The sequence below is a fragment of the Geodermatophilus sp. SMS 5-13 genome, from assembly GCF_059428245.1.
Genome location: NZ_CP165729.1, coordinates 2,727,955 through 2,745,938, shown reverse-complemented (window position 1 = coordinate 2,745,938; position 17,984 = coordinate 2,727,955). Strand labels below are relative to the sequence as shown.

The following is a 17,984-nucleotide window of genomic DNA, read 5'->3' as shown; positions in this document are numbered from 1 at the left end:
CTCAGCCGGCCGCCCGGTACCAGCGCGGCGAGGTGTTCGGCGGCGGGGCGAACCGCTCCTGGAGGATCAGCAGCGACGGCCCGCCGGAGCCGATCCCCGCGGCCAGCGCCGACCCGAGCTCGTCGACGCCGACGCGGCGGGCGGGCACCCCGAACGACCGGGCGAGGGCCACGAAGTCCGGCGGGGCGAGGTCACAGCCCACCGGCTGCTGACCGTGGCGGGTGAAGTCGTAGCGCAGCATGCCGTAGCCGCCGTCGTCCACGAGCACGACGGTCACCGGCAGCCGCTCCTGCGCGGCGGTGGCGAGGTCGCCGCAGGCGAACAGGAAGCCGCCGTCGCCGACCAGGGCCACGGTCGGGCGCCCGGACAGCGCCGCCCCGAGGGAGGCGGGGAAGCCGAAGCCGAGGGTTCCCCAGCCCACGGGGTAGGCCAGCCCGCGCGGGGACTCCACCCGTCCCCAGCCGCCGTACCAGTAGCCGGGGATGCACATGTCCGCGACCACCACCGCCGCCGGCGGCAGCCCGGACTCGACGGCCTCGAGGAAGGCGACCTCCGGGCCGGCGTAGGCCGCCCGCCCCTCCGGCCGGCACCACCACCGGCCCCGGGGCTCCGCCGGCAGCCGGGCCAGCAGCGCCCCCAGCGCGTCGCCGGCGTCGGCCCGCACCCAGACGTCCGGCGGGTAGGTCACCGGCTCGGCGAGGTCCACGGTCACCAGCCGAGGGGGGCGCGGCTGGCGGAAACCCTGCGTGTTCATCGCGTCGAGGTCGCTGGCGACGACGAGGACGACGTCGGCGCCGTCCCACAGCTCCCCCGCCTCCCGGGCGTGCGGCGGCAGCGGCACTAGCTCGGGCGCGTCGGGGGGCAGCAGGCCGCGCCCTCCGTAGGAGGTCAGCACGGGGGCACCCAGGCGCCGCGCGACGGCGGCCACGAGGTCGCCGGCCCCCGAGGCGGTCGCCCCGCCGCCGGCCCAGACGAGCGGACGGCGGGCGGCGGTCAGCGCCGCGGCGGCGTCGTCCACGTCCGGCTCGGGTGCGGGTTCCGCCGAGACGGGACCCGCCGCCCCGGGCTCGGGGACCTGCGCGGCGAGCAGATCGGTGGGGATCTCGAGGTACACCGGCCGCCGGGGCGCCGCCAACGCCGTCCGCCCGGCCCGCACCGCGGTGGCGAACAGGTCCTCGGCCCGCTCGACCCGCAGCACCGCCTTCGTGACCGGGCGGAAGAAGCCGGCCTGGTCCACGGTCTCGTGCAGCACGCCGCGGTAGACCCCGGGCCGCCGCTCGGTGGTGGGGATGTCGGTCGCCACCACGAGCACCGGGGAGTGGGCGGCCCAGGCCTCGCCGGTCGCCGCCACCGCGTTCGCCGCCCCCGGGCCGGTGGTGGTGACCGCCACCCCGAGCCGGCCGGTCGCCCGCGCGTAGCCGTCCGCGGCATAGGCCGCCGTCTGCTCGTGCCGGACGCCGATCATCCGGACACCGCTGCCGGGGAAGGCCCGCCACGCGGCCAGGTTGTGCACCCCGGGCAGCCCGAAGGCGACGTCTCCCCCGAGCTCCCTCAGCGCGGCGACCAGCGCCTCCCCGCCCGTGGCCATCTCCCGACCTCCCGTGGCCGCAGCGACCCGCTCCCGGATCAGCAGCGTCGCACCGAGGGCGTCACCCGGTGAAGTCGGTGCTGCGGCTGACGTCCTCCCACGCGTCCAGGTCGGCCCGCAGGGCGTCGAGCGCGGCGCGGATCCCGTCCGAGGCGTCGTTGCCGAGCACGAGCAGGTAGGGCGCCTTGCCGGACTCGACGACGTCGATCAGTGCCGCCGCACGGGCCGGGTCACCCGGCTGCCGGCCGTGACCGGTGTCGTGGTCCTTGCGGCGCTTGCCGGCGGTGTCGGCGTAGTCGGCGATCGGCGTCTCCGCCTGGGTGAGCGACCGGCCGGCGAAGTCGGTGCGGAATCCCCCCGGCTCGACGGTCATGGCGGTGATGCCGAGCGGGGCGACCTCCTTGCGCAGCGACAGCGTCAGCGCCTCGACCGCCGCCTTGACCGCGGAGTAGTACCCCGACCCCTCGGGCGAGATCCGCGCGCCGATCGAGGAGAGGTTGACGATCGTGCCGGACCGGCGGCGGCGCATGCCCGGCAGGACGGCCTTGATGGTGCGGACGGTGCCGAAGACGTGCGTGTCGAACAGCCGCTGGACCGGCTCGTCCTCGCCTTCCTCGACGGCCGCCCGGTAGCCGTACCCGGCGTTGTTGACGAGGACGTCGATGGCGCCGAAGCGGGCTTCGGCCTCGGCGACCGCCGCGGCGACCTGCGCGTCGCTGGTGACGTCGAGGGCCACCGCCAGCGCGGTGTCCGGATGGGCGTCCGCCAGGTCCTGGACGCCGGCGACGTCGCGGGCGGTGACGACGACGTTGTGGCCGCGGCCGAGGGCGGCCTCGGCGAAGGCCCGGCCCAGTCCGGTCGAGCAACCGGTGATGAACCACGTGGTTGCGGTGGGCTCGTTGGTACCCATGGTGATCAGGCAGTCCGTTCGTCGGAGATGGGGGAATGACCGAGCGTCGACGCCCTCGCTGGCGAACCCACGGGCCGCGCCTCCGCGTGGTCAGGACGGGGCGCTGAGCTCCCGGATGATCGCCGCGCCCCCGGGGTCGACGGTGGCGCCGAACCTCTCGCGGTTGTGCGAGTGCCCCAGCTGGTGCAGCGAGAACGCGGACTGCACCGCCGTCCACTGGCCCTGGGCGTCCAGCGATTGGTTCACCGCCTGCTTGGCCAGCTTCAGGCCCATCGACGGCATCCGCGCGATCCGCCGGGCGATCCGCAGCGCCTCGGTCTCCAGCTGGGCCGGGTCGACGACGTGGTTGACCATGCCGAGCCGGCAGGCCTCCTCGGCGTCGATCGCGCCGCCGGTGAAGAGCAGCTCCTTGGCCTTGCGCCCGCCGAACTCCCAGGCGTGCAGGAAGAACTCGTGGCCGTTGACGCCGAACGCCACGACGGGGTCGGAGAAGCTGGCGTCCGCCGCGGCGATGATCAGGTCGCAGCTCCAGGCCAGCATGAGGCCGCCGGCGATCGTCCTGCCCTGCGTGGCGGCGATCGTCGGCTTGGGGAAGTTGCGCCATCTCCAGCACAGTCCGAGGAACAGCTCCTCCTCGACGGCCAGGTAGCCCTCCGCGCCCGGCTGGGCGAAGCCGCCCCAGCAGCCGACCGGCTTGTCGGCGGCACCGACCGTCCACTCGGCGAACAGGTCGTGCCCGGCGGAGAAGTGCGGCCCGTCGGCGGCGAGGATGACCACCTTGACCTCGTCGTCCTGCGCGGCCAGGTCGAAGGCGTCGTTGAGCTCGTAGAGCATCCGGGGGTCCTGGGCGTTGCGGGCCTCCGGCCGCGCCAGCACGATCCGCATGACCGATGTCTCCGGGCGTTCGACCCGGACCCTCGACGTGTCCTGCTCGCTCACCACATGCCTCCGATCGCCGGTGGCCAGTCCATCACCCCGGAATCCGGTCGCCGACGCCGGCCACGACGTGTGTCATCGGCGGATGCACATCGAGGAGTTCGGCGAGGACGTGAGCCTCAGCTCACCGACCCGGCTGCCGGTGCGCGCACGCCGGCTCTCGCAGAAGGTGCTGCTCGTCCTGCTGTCCGGACGGATGTGGGTGCGCGACCTGGACGGGCGGCGCCGCGACCTCGCCGGCCCCACCTGGGTCGTCTGGTATCCCGGCGAGAGGATCGAGTACGGGGTCCACGGCGAGACCGTGCACTGGGTGTTCGCGCAGCGGACCGGCACTCCCCCGGCAGGGTTTCCGCGCCCCGGCTCGCTGGTCCGGTTGTCCGGCGCCACCGGGCCGGGCACCCCCGACGAGCTGGCCACGCTGGTGCACTACATGGACGACTCGCCGGACCGGAGCGGTCCGGCGTCCCTGGTCGCGGACGTCGTCGGCAGCGGGATCGGCATCTACGGCCTCTCCGAGCTGGTCGAGGTCGTCGAGGAGGCGGACGAGGACCTGCACGAGTGGGACTTCGGGCCGGGCGGGCAGGACCGGCCGGTCCGCCGGCGCACGGACTGAGGCCGGCCGGTCAGCCCAGGACGGGCAGCTCCAGCCGGGAAGGGTGCGCCGCGTCGTGGAACACCGTGACGCGGCAGGGCCGGCCGGTCGTCGCGGTGGCGAACGGTTCGACGGTGCCGAGGTTGCGGGCGAAGCGGGGGAACGCGCCTCCGGCGATCTGCACCCGCAGCCGGTGCCCGGCGCGGAAGCGGTAGGCGGTGGGGAACAGCTCGACGTCGACCGCGAGCACGCCGTCCTCCCCCACGGTGACGTCGTCGGCCGGCACGGTCCGGGGGTCGAGCCGGCGGATGCCGTCGACGACGTTGCGCGAGACGCCGTCGCGGTCGACGTCGCACAGCCGGACGAACAGGTCGGCGTGCTCGAGGTCGGGGCGGACGTGGACGCGGGCGCGCACCTGCCCGACGACGTCGACGTCGCCATCCAGCACCGGTCCGGTGAACACGAGGACGTCGTCGCGCGCCTCGACGGGGCGGTTGTCGGCCTGCTTGGCCGGACGCTCGAGCAGCGGGCCGCCGGCGCTGGGCGTGGGGTCGGCGGGGTCGTAGACGAACGCGCTGGGTGCGGCGCCGCCGTCCTCGGCGTGCGCGGTGAGCGTGCCGCCGGCGCGGAGGTGGTGATCGACCGTGCGGACGCCGGGCGGTGGCCAGGACTCCGACTCCAGCCACGTGCCGGCCTGCTGCAGGAACAGCCGGACGGGTGCTCCGGACGGCGCCGGGGCGCCGTGCAGGTGGTGGGCGAGCCAGGGGACGTCGGTGCGCAGGATCGCCCGCATCTCCCCCGGTTCGCCGTGCATCCAGGGGCCGACGGTGATGCGGGCCGGGACGCCCGCCGCGCGCAGGCGGGCGTAGTCGGCGAGCTGGGCGGCGGCGAACACGTCCCACCAGCCGGTGACCATGTTCGCCGGGGGAAAGCCGGTCAGGTCGGCGTCGTCGTGGTCGACCGTGTCCCAGAACGGGTCACCGGGGGCGGCGTGGCCGGTGAAGTCGCGCCAGAACGGCACCGGCGCGCCGGCCACGGCGGTGTCGGCGGCCTGCAGCGGCAGCCGGCGCAGCCCCCGATCGATGCGGGCCCGCAGGCGCGGGTTCGGCACCGGCACCGGCAAGCCGCCTGCCTCCTGGCGGGCGAGCGCCGCCGACCAGCGCAGCGCGTTCTCCAGGCCGGGCGCGCCGTGGTCGTAGAACCCGCTCGTGATCCGCGCGGCCGTGACGTGCGGCGAGACGGCGACGAGCGGCGGGTCGGCGTACGGGGCGACCGCCCACTGGGTGTGGCCGAAGTAGCTGCCGCCGGTCATGGCGACCCGGCCGTCGCACCAGGGCTGCTTACGCAGCCACGCGAGGGTGGCCAGTCCGTCCTCGCGCTCGGTGCCGAACGGGCGGAACTGCCCGCCCGAGCCGAACGCACCGCGGGTGGACTGCACGAACACCTGGAATCCGTGCCGGGCGAGAGACCTCGGGAAGGCGTGCTCGAGCAGGCCCGTCCGCGCGTAGGGCAGCCGGATCAGCACCACGGGCAACCCGCCCTCGACCCCGGCGGGGCGGTAGTGGTCGCCGACCAGCGTCACCCCGTCGGGCATCGGGACGGCGACGTCGCGCTCGACCGTGTACGGCGTGGCGCGCAGCGGCAGGCCCAGCGCCGCGTCCGTGATCAACCCGGTCAGCCTGCTCAGCTTGCCCATGCGCCGCGCCCCTTCCCCGACTCCGACTGCTAAATCGTATTAGATCCCGGTGACCTCGGCGGCGGCCGGAGAATCCGCCGCTACCGTCGCGCGGGTCGTCCCGACCCCGAGGGAGCGCCCATGTCACTGGACGGAGTCCGCGCGCTCGGCCGATCCGGGAGGTGGCGGGCGGAGGCGAGATCGGTGCCGAACGGCTTCTCGATCGCCACCGCGTCCGAGCTCCCCGGCCCGGTGGAGGCCAGGGCGGTCAGCGCCGGGTCCAGCAGGGACGGCGGAAGGGCCGGGTAGACCAGGGTGTCCCCGTGGTCCTCGCCGATCGCGCCGCGGACGTCCGCGGCGCTGGTGACGTCGGCCGCCCGGAAGCGCACCCGGACGACGGCGTCCCGGCTGCCGGCCGACACGGTCGCGTGCTCCTCGAGGCCGGCCGCGATGTGCTCGCGGAAGTCCTCGGTCGAACGGTCCGTGCTCGCCGGGGGAAGCTCGCGGCTCAGCCTTCACCCGGGGCCGACCGTCGTCCACCACCTGCCGACCGCCGTCAGCGCCAGAACTCGGTGAGCCGCCCGGCGACCGCTCTGCCCTGGTCGTAGCCGGCTCGAGCGGCGGGCGGCCGCAGCGACAGATCCATCGCACGGGAGCCGAACAGGTGCTCGGAGTCGCCGTCCGGGACGACCGTCTCGACCCGGCTGCCGCGGGCGCGCAGGTCGTCGACCTGCGCGGCCAGATGGGTGCCCCACTCGCGCGGATGCCGCGATCGGCCGCCCAGTGGCGAGAGCACCAGCACGCGCCCGTAGCCGGCCGCCAGATCGGCGTTCTCGGCGTTGGCTCGGTAGCCGCCGTCGATGTAGAGGCGGCCGCCGATGCTGTAGGGAGGGCCGCCGGCGGTGCTGGCGGCAACGGCGTCCACCAGGTCGACCCCGCTGTGCCGGTCGAACACGACCGGTTCACCGGTATGGGCATCGACCGCCGTGATGAGCACCGAGCGCTGCGGCCAGTGCCGGCTGGGCAGCCGGGCGGCGACGGTGGTGCGCCACCGCGCGTGCCCGGAGCCGTCCGACGCCGCGTCGATCTCGAGCGCCGCCGCACCCATCCTGCGGCGCATGTCCGCCACATCCCGGGCGGCGGCGATGATCGCGCCCGTTCGCTCCAGGTGGGTGGTCACCGACCCGACGGGACCGCGTCCGCCGCCGGGTGTCACCGGACCCGTCCGTGGCTGGGGCGGGGCGTCGAGGACGGCGGCGAGCAGGTCGGTCGGGCTGGCGCTGGTGATCTGGGCGGCGGCCGTCGATCCGGCCGACGTCCCGACGATCAGATCGGCCTCGGTCACGTCCAGGCCGGCCTCGAACAGGCCGGCGACGACGCCGATCAGCCACGCGTTGCCGGTCGATCCGCCACCGCCGAGGACCAGCGCTCGCTCGCGCGGAGATGAAGAAGGGAGTGCGTTCATCGGAGTCGCCTCTCGCGAACTGCCTGGCGGGCGCTCCCGGTGGCGACTACCTCAGTCGCGCGATCGTGAACGGCAGCGGAGCACCCACTGCGGACACTGCGTTCATGGGTCTCACCTCCTGCCGATGGATCACGATCGCCGGGACGATCGCACGCCGGCGACGCGGTGCACAACCGGCATTTCGCCGGTTGGCTCGTCCCGGCCGCGCCGCGGACCAGCTCAGAGGGTGACGTCGGACGTGATGAGCGTGGCGAGTTCGGTCAGGTCCGAAACCGTGACGTCGGCCGGGTAGCGGTCGTTGCCGAACGGGCGCCTCCGCCGGTCGATGAACGCCGATCGCAGACCCGCAGCCTTCGCACCGATGCAGTCGAAGGCGTGGTCGGCGACGAAGAGGATGTCCTCGCGGCCGAGGCCGACCAGCGCGGCGGCGGTCTGGTACGTCGTCCTGTGCGGCTTGAACGAGTCGGCCTCGGCGACCGAGATGACGCGGTCCCAGAGGTCCTCGGTGCCCGAGAACGCGACGCCGGCGGCGAGCATGTCGGGGTCGCCGTTGGACAGGATGTAGAGCCTGAGCCCGTGACCCTGCATGTCGGTCAGCGCCTGGACGACGTCCGGGAACGGGTCGAGGCGGGTGATCTCGTCGACCAGCGTGCGGACCTCGTCGTCGGTGTGCTCGATACCGGCGCGCTCGAGGGTGTAGTCGACCGCCTCGAACCCGATCTGGCGGTACGGGGTGTGGCTGCGGTGCAGCAGCGCGTCGATCATCGAGTTCTCGAAGTGGGTGCGGCGCCACCAGGTGACCAGACGGCCCGGCGGGTTCTCGGTGTAGCCCTTGCCCTCGAGGTAGGGCGAGATCGCGCGGGTCAGCCCGCCCTGCATGTCCACGACGGTGCCGTAGAAGTCGAACATGACGGCCTTGACGTGGCGAATGCTCTCGGTGGTCACGGCTGCTCCCCGGTGACGGACGGCGCTCCCGTCAGACGCTAGTGCCGCGTCAGGCAACCCACCCCGCCCCACAACGCGGTCAGGGGCCGTTCCGGATCTCGCCGGAACGACCCCTGACCTGCGGTTTCCCGCTGTCGGGCTGACAGGATTTGAACCTGCGACCCCTTGACCCCCAGTCAAGTGCGCTACCAAGCTGCGCTACAGCCCGCGCGCCGTCGCGTGCGACGACCGCCCGAGCAGGTTACCGCACGGGCCGAGCGCCCTGACCGTCCGGTCGGCGCCGCCGAGCAGCGGACGACGGGCCGTTCCGGTCGACAGCCGCCCGGCGGGAGGACGACGATTGATCGCCTCTCCCGGTAGGAGACGGCAGCGGCCGACCAGCGGGAGCCCGCGATGACGAGTGCCCTTCCGACACCACCGACGACGGAGGACGAGTCGACGGCGTCCGGCGCCGCCGCCGCCGCCCACCGCCCGGCCGGCCGCGCGCTGCTGCTGGCCGCGCTCGGCATCGTGTTCGGCGACATCGGCACCAGCCCGCTCTACGCCATGCAGACGGTCTTCTCCCTCGACAACGGCGCCGTGCAACCGACGGTGGACGACGTCTACGGCGTCATCTCGATGATCTTCTGGTCCACCACGCTGATCGTGTCGGTGAAGTACGTGGGCATCCTCATGCGGGCGGACAACGACGGCGAGGGCGGCGTCATGGCCCTGACCGCGCTGGCGCGCAGGCTCTACGCGGACAAGGCGGACAAGGCCCGGCTGCTCGTGGTCATCGGCATCGTCGGGGTGTCCCTCTTCTACGGCGACTCGCTGATCACCCCGGCGATCAGCGTGCTGTCCGCGGTCGAGGGCGTCGAGGTCGTCGCGCCCTCGCTGAGCCACCTGGTGGTGCCCGTCGCCGCGGCGATCCTGACCGTGCTGTTCGCCGTCCAGCGCTTCGGCACCGGCAAGGTGGGCGCGCTGTTCGGCCCGATCATGCTGCTCTGGTTCGGGGCGCTCGCCGCCGCCGGGATCGCCGGCGCGCTGGCCCATCCGGGGGTCATCGCGGGGCTCTCCCCCAGCTACGCCGTCCTCTTCGTGATCGACCACCCGTTCATCGCCTTCGTCGCCATGGGCGCGGTGGTGCTGGTGATCACCGGCGCGGAGGCGCTGTACGCCGACATGGGCCACTTCGGCCGGCCGCCGATCCTGCGGTCCTGGTTCTTCATCGTCTTCCCCGCGCTGACGCTGAACTACCTCGGCCAGGCCGCGGAGATCATCCGCCACCCCGCCGCGGTGGCCAACCCGTTCTTCCTGCTGTTCCCCGGCTGGGCGCGCATCCCCATGGTGTTCCTGGCCACCGCGGCGACCGTGATCGCCAGCCAGGCGGTGATCTCCGGCGCGTTCTCGCTCTCCCGCCAGGCGATGCAGCTGGGCCTGCTGCCCCCGGTGACCGTGCGGCAGACCTCCGAGCACGAGGGCGGCCAGATCTACCTGCCCGGCGTGAACGGGCTGCTGTTCGCCGGCGTGCTGGTCGTCATCCTGACCTTCGGCTCCTCGCAGCGACTCGCCACCGCCTACGGCGTCTCGGTCACCGGCGCGCTCGTCGTCGACACCGTCCTGCTGCTGATCGTGGCCCGGGTGCTGTGGCGCTGGCGGCCGTGGCAGCTGGCCCTGGCCGCCGTGGCGTTCGGCGGCCTCGAGCTGACGTTCCTCTCCGCGAACCTCTCCAAGATCCTGCACGGCGGGTGGCTCCCGCTGCTCATCGCGGTCGTCGTCTTCACCGTGATGACGACGTGGCGGCGCGGCCGGGAGATCGTCGCCGCCAACCGCAAGGAGCAGGAGGGGCCGCTGGAGGACTTCGTCGCCGAACTGCACGAGCACCCGGTGCACCGGGTGCGCGGGGTCGCGGTGTTCCCGCATCCCGGCAAGGAGACGACGCCGCTGGCGCTGCGGGCGAACGTCGGCGTCAACGAGGTGCTCCACGACGGCGTGCTCATCGTCTCGGCCAAGGCGGCCAACGTGCCCTTCGTCCTGCCCGACGACCGGTTCAGCTGCGACCACCTGGGGCACAAGGCCGACCGCATCCAGTACATGTGCGTGACGTTCGGGTTCTCCGAGGCGCCGGACCTGCCCGAAGCGCTCATGCAGGCCCGCGAGGCCGGGCTCCTGGAGCCGGGGATCGAGGATCTGGAGAACGCCCGGTTCTTCCTCTCCCGGGGCTCGATCAGGCGCACGCCGGCGCCCGGCATGGTCCGCTGGCGGAAGAGCCTGTTCCTGTTCCTCGCGCACAACGCGGCGGATCCGGCCGCCTACTTCGGCCTCCCCCGCGACCGCACGGTGACCCTGGGCAGCGCGGTCGACCTGTAGGGATCAGCCCTTCTGCCGGTCGCTCCCCCGCCCCTCGCGGACCTTGACCGAGATCTCGATCGGCGTCCCGGCGAAGCCGAACCGCTCGCGCAGCTTGCGCTCGAGGAACCGCCGGTACCCGGCCTCCAGGAAGCCGGTGGAGAAGACGACGAACCGCGGCGGCCGGACGTCGGCCTGCGTCACGTACTTGATCTTCGGCGCGCGGCCGCCGCGGGCGGGCGGGGGCGTCTCCTGCACCAGGGCGCGAACGTAGGTGTTGAGCTCCGCCGTCGGCACCCGGGTCTCCCAGGCCGCCAGCGCGGCGCGCAGGTGCTGGGCGAGCTTGTCCACGCCGCGGCCGGTCTTGGCCGAGATGTTGACCCGGCTGGCCCACTTCACCCGGGCGAGGTCGCGCTCGACCTCCTTCTCCAGCTGGTGGTGGCGGTCCTCGTCGAGGGTGTCCCACTTGTTGATCGCCAGCACCAGCGCCCGCCCGGCCTCGATGACCTGGCTGATGACCCGCTGGTCCTGCTCGCTGACCACCTCGTCGGCGGCCAGCAGCACGATCGCGACCTCCGCGGCCTGGATCGCGGCCTCGGTGCGCAGGCTGGCGTAGTACTCGGTGCCGCTCGCCGTCGACACCTTGCGGCGCAGCCCGGCGGTGTCGACGAAGCGCCACTCCTCCCCGCCGACGGTGACGATCGAGTCGACCGGGTCGACGGTGGTGCCGGCGACCGAGTCGACGACCGAGCGCTCGTCCCTGGCCAGCCGGTTGAGCAGGCTGGACTTGCCGACGTTGGGCCGGCCCACCAGCGCCACCCGCCGCGGGCCGCCCTCCTCCAGCTGCTCGCGCGGCGCCTCGGGCATCGCGTCGAGGATCAGGTCGAGCAGGTCGCCGGAGTTGCGCCCGTGCAGGGCGCTGACCGGGTTCGGCTCGCCCAGGCCCAGCGACCACAGCTCGGCGGCGTTGGCCTCGCTGCGCTCGTCGTCGACCTTGTTGGCCACGAGGATCACCGGCCGGTCGGCGCGCCGCAGGATCCGCGCGGCGGCGAGGTCGGTGTCGGTGGCGCCGACGGAGCTGTCGACGACGAAGACGATCACGTCGGCGGTGCGCATCGCGTACTCGGCCTGGCGGGTGATCGACGCGCCGAGTCCGGCGGCCTTCGGGTCCCAGCCGCCGGTGTCGACGACGGTGAACCGCTTGCCGTTCCACAGCGCCTCGTAGGCGATGCGGTCGCGGGTGACGCCCGGGATGTCCTGGACGACGGCGGCGCGGCGGCCGAGGATCCGGTTGACCAGCGTCGACTTGCCGACGTTCGGCCGGCCGACGATCGCCACCACCGGCAGCGGGCCGGTGCTCTCCTCGGTCATGTGCGCTCCCCCGCGCCGACCGCCGAGCGCGCGAGGTCGACGATGCGTGCGACGGTCTGCTCCTGCACCAGGTCGGTGCTGTCGACGATCACGGCGTCGGCGGCCGGGCGCAGCGGGCTGTCCTCCCGGCTGCTGTCGTACTCGTCGCGCCGGCGCAGGTCGGCGGCGAGCGCGGCGACCTCCTCCGGCGTGGTCAGCCCCAGCTGCAGGGCGCGCCGCTCGGCCCGCGCCTCGGGCGCGGCGGTCAGGTACACCTTCAGCGTGGCGTCGGGCAGGACGACGGTGCCGATGTCGCGGCCCTCGACCACCACGGCGTCGGCCTCCCCCACCAGGGCGCGCTGCTGGTCGACCAGCTGCCGGCGCACCGCGGGGACGGCGGACACGGCGGAGACCGCCCGGGTGACCTCGGCCCCGCGGATCCGGACGGCGACGTCGACCCCGTCGACCAGCACCAGCTCGGTGCCCGCCGACGTCCCGACCTCGATGGCCGTGCCCGCGACGACGGCGGCGACGGCCTCGCCGTCCTCGGGGTCGATCCCGGCGTCGAGGACGGCGACGGTCGCGGCGCGGTACATGGCGCCGGTGTCGAGGTAGTCGGCGCCCAGCTGCGCGGCGACGGCGCGGCCGACGCTGGACTTGCCGGTGCCCGAGGGCCCGTCGAGGGTGACCTGCCCGTGGAAGCCGCTCACTGCGCGATGTCCCGTCGCAGGGCCACCGCGCCGCGCAGGTACACGTGCTGGATCTCCGAGCGCGGCCGCTCCACCTCGACGTGCGCCATCAGCCGCAGCACCCGGGGCAGCGCGTGCGGGACGTTCATCTCGGTCGCGCACATCAGCGGCACGTCGCCGAAACCCAGCTCGCGGGCCGCCAGCGCCGGGAACTCCGAGACGATGTCGGGGGTGGCGGTGAACAGGATGCTGATGACGTCGTCGTGGTCGAGCTCGTTGCGCTCCATGACCGCGGCGACCAGCTCCCTGGTCGCCTCGAGCACCTGCTCCCGGTCGTCGGCGTCCACCTGTGTGGCGCCCCGGATGGCTCGGACGGCCATGCACACTCCTCGATCGCTCCCCGGCACCCCGCAACCGGGAGCCCTGACGAGTCTAGGTTCGCCCGTTCGGGAGGCGGTTCAGAGGCCGACCAGCTCCTGCAGGGCGCCGAGCTCCTGGCGGGTGAGCCGGCGGATCGAGCCGACCCGCATCCGCTGCAGCTCGATCGGGCCGACCGCCGTCCGCGTCAGCCGCGACACCGGCAGCCCGACGGCGGCCAGCAGCCGCCGGACGATGTGCTTGCGGCCCTCGTGCAGCACCACCTCGACGACGGACTGCCCGGCGTGGGTGTCGACCACGCGGAAGGCGTCCACCTTCACCGGGCCGTCCTCCAGCTCGATCCCGTCCCGCAGCCGCTTGCCCAGGTCGCGCTTCACCGAGCCCGACACCTGGGCGAGGTAGGTCTTCCTGACCTCGTAGGAGGGGTGCGCCAGCCGGTGGGCCAGCTCGCCGTCGTTGGTGACCAGCAGCAGGCCCTCGGTGTCCTGGTCGAGCCGGCCCACGTGCACCAGCCCGGGCGCCAGGTCGCCGACCATGTCGCCGATCGTCGGGCGGGCCCGGTCGTCGCTCATCGCGGTGAGGACGCCGGCCGGCTTGTTCAGGGCGTAGGTGACCCGGTCGTCGCGCAGCTCGATGCGGGCGCCGTCGACGGCGATGCGGTCGCGCTCGGGGTCGACCCGCATGCCCTGCACGGTCACCGTGCGGCCGTTCACGCTGATCCGGCCCCGGTCGATCATGTCCTCGACGACCCGCCGGGAGGCCAGGCCGGCCCGGGCCAGCACCTTCTGCAGCCGCTCGCCCTGCCGCTCCGGGTCGGGCTCGCCGGTGCGGTCGCCCGGGTGGGCGGGCGCGAGCTCCATGTCCTCGGACCAGCCCTCGCCGCCCTCGGTCGTGGGTTCCTCGTTCGGCAGGCCGGTGTTCATCCCGCCCAGTCTCCCACCGCCCCCGCGAGGGCCGTCACGAACCTAGCCTCGGCCCATGGCACCGAGCACGGACCGGAGCCTGCGCCTGGCGACGGGCGTCACCACCGGGTACACCGAGGACGGCGACCCCGACGGCCGCCCCGCGCTGCTCCTGCTGCACGCCTGGGCCGAGTCGCGGCGCTCGTTCGCCCGCCTGCTGCCGCTCCTGCCGCCGTGGCTGCGCATCGTCGCCGTCGATCTGCGCGGGCACGGGGACGCCGACCAGCCGGCGACGGGCTACGACCTCCCCTCCCTCGCCGCGGACGTGGTCGCCGCGATGGACGCGCTGGACCTGCCCGACGCCGTCCTGATCGGGTCGTCCAGCGGCGGCTACGTGGCCCAGCAGGTGGCGGTGACCGCCCCGCGCCGGGTCGCCGGCCTGGTCCTGGCGGGCTCGCCGCGGAGCCTTTCCGCCCGGCCGCCGTTCGCGGACGAGATCGACCGGCTCCGCGATCCGGTCGACACCGCCTGGGCGCGCGTCTTCCTGCGCCGCTTCGCCGACCCCGAGACGCTGCCGGGCTGGTACGTCGACCTGTGCGTCGAGGACCTGACCCGCATGCCGGCCGCCGTCCTGCGCGCCGCCCTGTACGGCCTGCTCGACTCGCGGCCGCCGACGGACGCCGCGACGATCGGCGCGCCGACGCTGGTGGTCAGCGGCGAGCGCGACGACCTGCTCGGGGTCGAGCAGGCGGCCGGCCTGGTCGCGGCGATCCCCGGGGCGCGCTGGCGGCGCTACGCCGACGCGGGCCACGCCGTCCTCTGGGAGCAGCCCGGCCGCCTGGCGGAGGACGTCACGGCCTTCCTCCGGCAGGTGGCGCCGACCGGCCCGTGAGCTCAGGTGTCGGGGTGCTCGTCGAGCAGGGACGACGCCTCCGGCAGCAGCGGCGCGAGCTCCGGCAGCTCGTCGAGGGCGGCGAGGCCCAGCCGCTCCAGGAACAGCGGCGTCGTCTCGTACAGCCCTCCCCCGCTGTCCGGGTCGGTGCCCACCTCGTGCACCAGGCCGCGGGCGATCAGGGTGCGCATGACGCCGTCCACCCCGACGCCGCGGATCGCCGAGACGCGGGCGCGGGTGACCGGCTGCCGGTAGGCGATCACCGCGAGGGTCTCCAGCGCGGCCTGGGTCAGCCGGCTGCGCTGCCCGTCGACCAGGTAGCGCTCGACGGCGCCGGCGAACTCCTCGCGGGTGTAGAGCCGCCAGCCCTCCCCCACGCGGCGCAGCGTGATCCCCGCGCGGCGGCGGTCGTAGTCGGCCGCCAGCTCGGCCAGGCCGGCGGCGACCTGGGACGGCGGGCAGCGCAGCGCGCCGGCCAGCGTCGCCTCGTCGACCGGGTTGTCGACGACGAACAGCAGCGCCTCGAGGCCGCCGCGCAGCTCCTCGGGGTCCAGCACGGCGATCTCGAGCTGCTCGGGCTCCGGGGCCGGCTGCGGCTCCGGCACAGGGGGGACGGCGGCCACCGGCGGCGGCAGCGGCGCGGGCTCCTCGACCGGCGGCGGCGCCACGTCCGGCTCCGGCCGCTCGGCCACCCGCGCGGCCAGCTCCGAGGCGACGGCGTCCCAGGTGGCCGGGTCGTCGTCCCCCCGGGCCTCGGCCTCCTCGCGGGTGGCCGCCAGCTCGGCGGCCAGCGCGTCCCACGAGATCGGGGCCCGCTCCTCCTCGTTCACGAGTCCTCCTCGCTGGCGCTCGTCGGACTCGTGCCCGGCGCTGCTGTGTCCCCGGGTGAGCTCGCACGCTCGCTCACCTGTACTCCTCCTCCGCGCCGCCGAGATCGGCCAGCGTCGCCGCGTCGACGGTGTCCCCGCCGACCCAGCGCACCGACAGGTCGCCCAGCGGCGTCACCTGCTCGAAGACCACCCGCTGCTGCCGGTAGAGCTCGAGCAGCGCGAGGAAGCGCGCGACCACCTCGAGGGTGTGCGCGCAGTCCGCGGTGAGCCCCCGGAAGCTGGCGGTGCCCTGCCGCATCAGCTGGTTGCGCACCGCGAGCAGCTGCTCGGCGACGCTGACCGGCGGCGCGTGCAGGTGCGCGACGCTCACCGTCTGCGGCGCCCTGGGCGCGAGCGCCTTCGCGGCCAGCGCGGCGAACTGCTGCGGCGTGACCCCCAGCAGCACCTCGGGCATCAGCTCGGCGAAGCGCGGCTCGAGCCCGGCGTCGCGCGGGAAGCGCCGGGCGGCCTGCCCCTCCCGCTCGCGCAGGAAGGCGGCCGCCTCCTTGTACGCCTTGTACTGCAGCAGCCGGGCGAAGAGCAGGTCGCGGGCCTCGAGCAGCTCGAGGTCCTCCTCGTCCTCCACCTCGGCGGCCGGCAGCAGCCGGGCGGCCTTGAGGTCGAGCAGGGTGGAGGCGACCACGAGGAACTCGCTGGCCTGGTCGAGGTCGAGCTCGTCGCCGAGCGCACGCAGGTGCGCGATGAACTCGTCGGTGACCTTCGACAGCGCGATCTCGGTGACGTCGAGCTTGTGCTTGCCGATCAGCTGCAGCAGCAGGTCGAACGGGCCCTCGAAGTTGGTCAGCCGCACGGTGAACCGCGACGGCCGCTCGCCGTCCGGCTCGGTGGTGCTCACCCCGCGAGGGTAGGCGAGGCGGTGCTACTGCCCGCGCAGCCGCCGGACGAGCACCGACTCCTCGCCGCGCTCGGCGAGGTCGGCCAGCAGCACCGAGACCGCCTCGCGGACGATCCGGCCGCGGTCGGCGGCCACGCCGTGCTGCGCCCGCAGTGTCAGGCGGGCGCTCTCCAGGGCCAGCAGCTCGTCGGCGGAGATGTAGACGGTGATCTTCTCGTCGTGCTTGGTGCGCTCGGCGCGGACCGACTTCTGCGGGCGGCCGCGGGCCGGGATGGACGGCGTCACCACCGCCGCGGGCGCCGCCGGCGACCGGAACGCGGCCAGGTCGTCACCGCCCGCGGTTGCGCCGCCCGGGACGAGGGTCAGCGGCTGGGCCGCCTCGGCGTCCCTGCGGACGGCGGTGCGCAGCGCCGGCGAGCTGGCGGTCGAGCTCAGGCTGGGCAGCTCGGTCACGTCGGCCTCGGCCGACGGGGTGTCGGTCCGGCGGAACAGCTCGTTCGCGCCGGGCAGCACGGGACGCCGGGTCACAGCGCCAGCACCTCCTTGGCGAGGTCCCGGTAGGCCGACGCGCCGGACGACGTGGGCGCCCAGGTGGTGATCGGCTGGCCGGCGACCGTCGTCTCCGGGAAGCGGACGGTGCGGGTGATGACCGTCTGGAAGACGGTGTCCCCGAAGGCCTCGACGACCCGGCTGAACACCTCGCGGCAGTGCACGGTCCGCGAGTCGTACATCGTGGCCAGGATCCCGGAGATCTCCAGCCTCGGGTTGAGCCGCTCCTTGACCTTGTCGATCGTGTCGACCAGCAGGGCCACGCCGCGCAGCGAGAAGAACTCGCACTCCAGCGGGATGATCACGCCCTCGGCGGCGGTGAGCGCGTTGACCGTCAGCAGGCCCAGCGAGGGCTGGCAGTCGATGAGGATGTAGTCGTAGTGCGCGCGGGCGTCGGCGAGCACCCGCAGCAGGGTCTGCTCGCGGGCGACCTCGCTGACCAGCTGCACCTCGGCGGCGGAGAGGTCGATGTTGCTGGGCACGAGGTCCAGGCCGGGGATGTCGGTGGGCACCGTGACGTCGGCCAGCGTGGTGCGGCGCTCCATCAGGGCGTTGTAGATGGTGCGGTCCAGGTTCTGGGCCGGCACGCCGAGCCCGACCGAGAGGGCGCCCTGCGGGTCCAGGTCGATGAGCAGCACCTTGCGGCCGCACTCCACCAGCGCGGCACCCAGGTTGATGGTCGACGTCGTCTTGCCGACGCCGCCCTTCTGGTTGCACATCGCGATGACGCGCGCGGGGCCGTGCTCCGTCAGCGGGGGCGGCTCGGGGAGCTTCCGCTGACGGGCTCGGGCGGGGTCGCCGGACCGCAGCGCGGCCGCCCCCATCTCCGGGTCACTGTCGTGCGGGCGCGCGACGGCAGCGCGAGCCGCGTCCCCTCGGGTCGCCATGGTGTGTCGTTGCCTCCAGTACGTGCCCGATCCGGGGTTGCCGGGTGCGGTCAGCGGTCCTGCCCGCTCGGGTGATCCCGACGGTAGGGACGATGGCCCGGGTTCGGCGAGGAGGCACGCCGGTTCCGACACGGAACGTGGCGAAGGATGCCAACGTGCCGACCGGCTTC

General features: G+C 74.2%; 18 protein-coding genes and 1 tRNA gene. 3 read left to right on the top strand and 16 right to left on the bottom strand.

Features of this window, described 5'->3' with window-relative positions; genetic code table 11:
* Position 1: 1 nt before the first annotated feature.
* From AB3388_RS13375 to AB3388_RS13365, 3 genes are all read right to left on the bottom strand, one after another.
* Positions 2-1,588: a thiamine pyrophosphate-binding protein gene (locus tag AB3388_RS13375; protein WP_495411256.1), complete on the bottom strand. Its 1,587-nt coding sequence runs from the start codon at positions 1,586-1,588 to the stop codon at positions 2-4.
* A gap of 61 nt (positions 1,589-1,649) precedes the next feature.
* Positions 1,650-2,498, bottom strand: a complete 849-nt coding sequence (locus AB3388_RS13370) for an oxidoreductase (RefSeq protein WP_495411255.1) — start codon at positions 2,496-2,498, stop codon at positions 1,650-1,652.
* Between the two features lie 90 nt (positions 2,499-2,588).
* Positions 2,589-3,437 (bottom strand): enoyl-CoA hydratase, encoded by an 849-nt coding sequence (locus tag AB3388_RS13365; RefSeq protein WP_495411254.1) that lies wholly within the window; start codon positions 3,435-3,437, stop codon positions 2,589-2,591.
* 82 nt (positions 3,438-3,519) lie between these two features.
* Between AB3388_RS13365 and AB3388_RS13360 the strand changes: the two genes are divergently transcribed.
* Complete coding sequence (locus tag AB3388_RS13360; protein ID WP_495411253.1) at positions 3,520-4,047, top strand: hypothetical protein; 528 nt, start codon at positions 3,520-3,522, stop codon at positions 4,045-4,047.
* A gap of 10 nt (positions 4,048-4,057) precedes the next feature.
* Here the strand turns inward: AB3388_RS13360 and AB3388_RS13355 are convergent, their stop codons facing one another.
* The 5 genes from AB3388_RS13355 to AB3388_RS13335 form a co-directional block, all read right to left on the bottom strand.
* Positions 4,058-5,722, bottom strand: a complete 1,665-nt coding sequence (locus AB3388_RS13355; RefSeq protein WP_495411252.1) for a CocE/NonD family hydrolase — start codon at positions 5,720-5,722, stop codon at positions 4,058-4,060.
* A gap of 80 nt (positions 5,723-5,802) precedes the next feature.
* Complete coding sequence (locus AB3388_RS13350) at positions 5,803-6,213, bottom strand: hypothetical protein (protein WP_495411461.1); 411 nt, start codon at positions 6,211-6,213, stop codon at positions 5,803-5,805.
* Positions 6,214-6,257: 44 nt separating this feature from the next.
* Positions 6,258-7,166 carry a patatin-like phospholipase family protein gene (locus AB3388_RS13345; RefSeq protein WP_495411251.1) on the bottom strand — a complete coding sequence of 303 codons (909 nt, stop codon included), beginning with the start codon at positions 7,164-7,166 and terminating at the stop codon, positions 6,258-6,260.
* Between the two features lie 219 nt (positions 7,167-7,385).
* On the bottom strand, positions 7,386-8,111 hold the full coding sequence (locus tag AB3388_RS13340; protein WP_495411250.1) for a haloacid dehalogenase type II: 726 nt from the start codon (positions 8,109-8,111) through the stop codon (positions 7,386-7,388).
* 134 nt (positions 8,112-8,245) lie between these two features.
* Positions 8,246-8,319 (bottom strand) — tRNA-Pro (locus AB3388_RS13335).
* A gap of 185 nt (positions 8,320-8,504) precedes the next feature.
* On the opposite strand from AB3388_RS13335, the gene AB3388_RS13330 reads away from it, so the two are divergent.
* On the top strand, positions 8,505-10,463 hold the full coding sequence (locus tag AB3388_RS13330; RefSeq protein WP_495411249.1) for a potassium transporter Kup: 1,959 nt from the start codon (positions 8,505-8,507) through the stop codon (positions 10,461-10,463).
* A 3-nt stretch (positions 10,464-10,466) separates the two neighbouring features.
* Here the strand turns inward: AB3388_RS13330 and der are convergent, their stop codons facing one another.
* The 4 genes from der to AB3388_RS13310 all read right to left on the bottom strand — a co-directional run bounded on the left by der (position 10,467) and on the right by AB3388_RS13310 (position 13,782).
* Positions 10,467-11,813, bottom strand: a complete 1,347-nt coding sequence (gene der / locus AB3388_RS13325; protein WP_495411248.1) for a ribosome biogenesis GTPase Der — start codon at positions 11,811-11,813, stop codon at positions 10,467-10,469.
* Complete coding sequence (cmk, locus tag AB3388_RS13320) at positions 11,810-12,502, bottom strand: (d)CMP kinase (protein WP_495411247.1); 693 nt, start codon at positions 12,500-12,502, stop codon at positions 11,810-11,812. The genes der and cmk overlap by 4 nt, the downstream gene beginning before the upstream one ends.
* Positions 12,499-12,861 carry a chorismate mutase gene (aroH, locus tag AB3388_RS13315; protein WP_495411246.1) on the bottom strand — a complete coding sequence of 121 codons (363 nt, stop codon included), beginning with the start codon at positions 12,859-12,861 and terminating at the stop codon, positions 12,499-12,501. Before aroH ends, cmk begins: the two co-directional genes overlap by 4 nt.
* Before the next feature lie 78 nt (positions 12,862-12,939).
* On the bottom strand, positions 12,940-13,782 hold the full coding sequence (locus AB3388_RS13310; RefSeq protein ID WP_495411245.1) for a pseudouridine synthase: 843 nt from the start codon (positions 13,780-13,782) through the stop codon (positions 12,940-12,942).
* Between the two features lie 55 nt (positions 13,783-13,837).
* On the opposite strand from AB3388_RS13310, the gene AB3388_RS13305 reads away from it, so the two are divergent.
* The gene (locus AB3388_RS13305) at positions 13,838-14,653 is read left to right on the top strand and encodes an alpha/beta fold hydrolase (RefSeq protein ID WP_495411244.1); all 816 of its coding nucleotides are present in this window, start codon (positions 13,838-13,840) and stop codon (positions 14,651-14,653) included.
* A 2-nt stretch (positions 14,654-14,655) separates the two neighbouring features.
* On the opposite strand, the gene scpB is transcribed toward AB3388_RS13305, so the two are convergent.
* The 4 genes from scpB to AB3388_RS13285 form a co-directional block, all read right to left on the bottom strand.
* Positions 14,656-15,483 carry an SMC-Scp complex subunit ScpB gene (gene scpB, locus AB3388_RS13300; RefSeq protein ID WP_495411243.1) on the bottom strand — a complete coding sequence of 276 codons (828 nt, stop codon included), beginning with the start codon at positions 15,481-15,483 and terminating at the stop codon, positions 14,656-14,658.
* Positions 15,484-15,556: 73 nt separating this feature from the next.
* A complete protein-coding gene (locus tag AB3388_RS13295) occupies positions 15,557-16,378 on the bottom strand; it encodes a segregation and condensation protein A (RefSeq protein ID WP_495411242.1) in 822 nt (273 codons plus the stop codon).
* A 24-nt stretch (positions 16,379-16,402) separates the two neighbouring features.
* Entirely contained in the window at positions 16,403-16,906 is a 504-nt protein-coding gene (locus AB3388_RS13290) for a hypothetical protein (RefSeq protein WP_495411241.1), read from the bottom strand.
* Positions 16,903-17,814: a ParA family protein gene (locus AB3388_RS13285; protein WP_495411240.1), complete on the bottom strand. Its 912-nt coding sequence runs from the start codon at positions 17,812-17,814 to the stop codon at positions 16,903-16,905. The genes AB3388_RS13290 and AB3388_RS13285 overlap by 4 nt, the downstream gene beginning before the upstream one ends.
* Between the last annotated feature and the right edge of the window lie 170 nt (positions 17,815-17,984).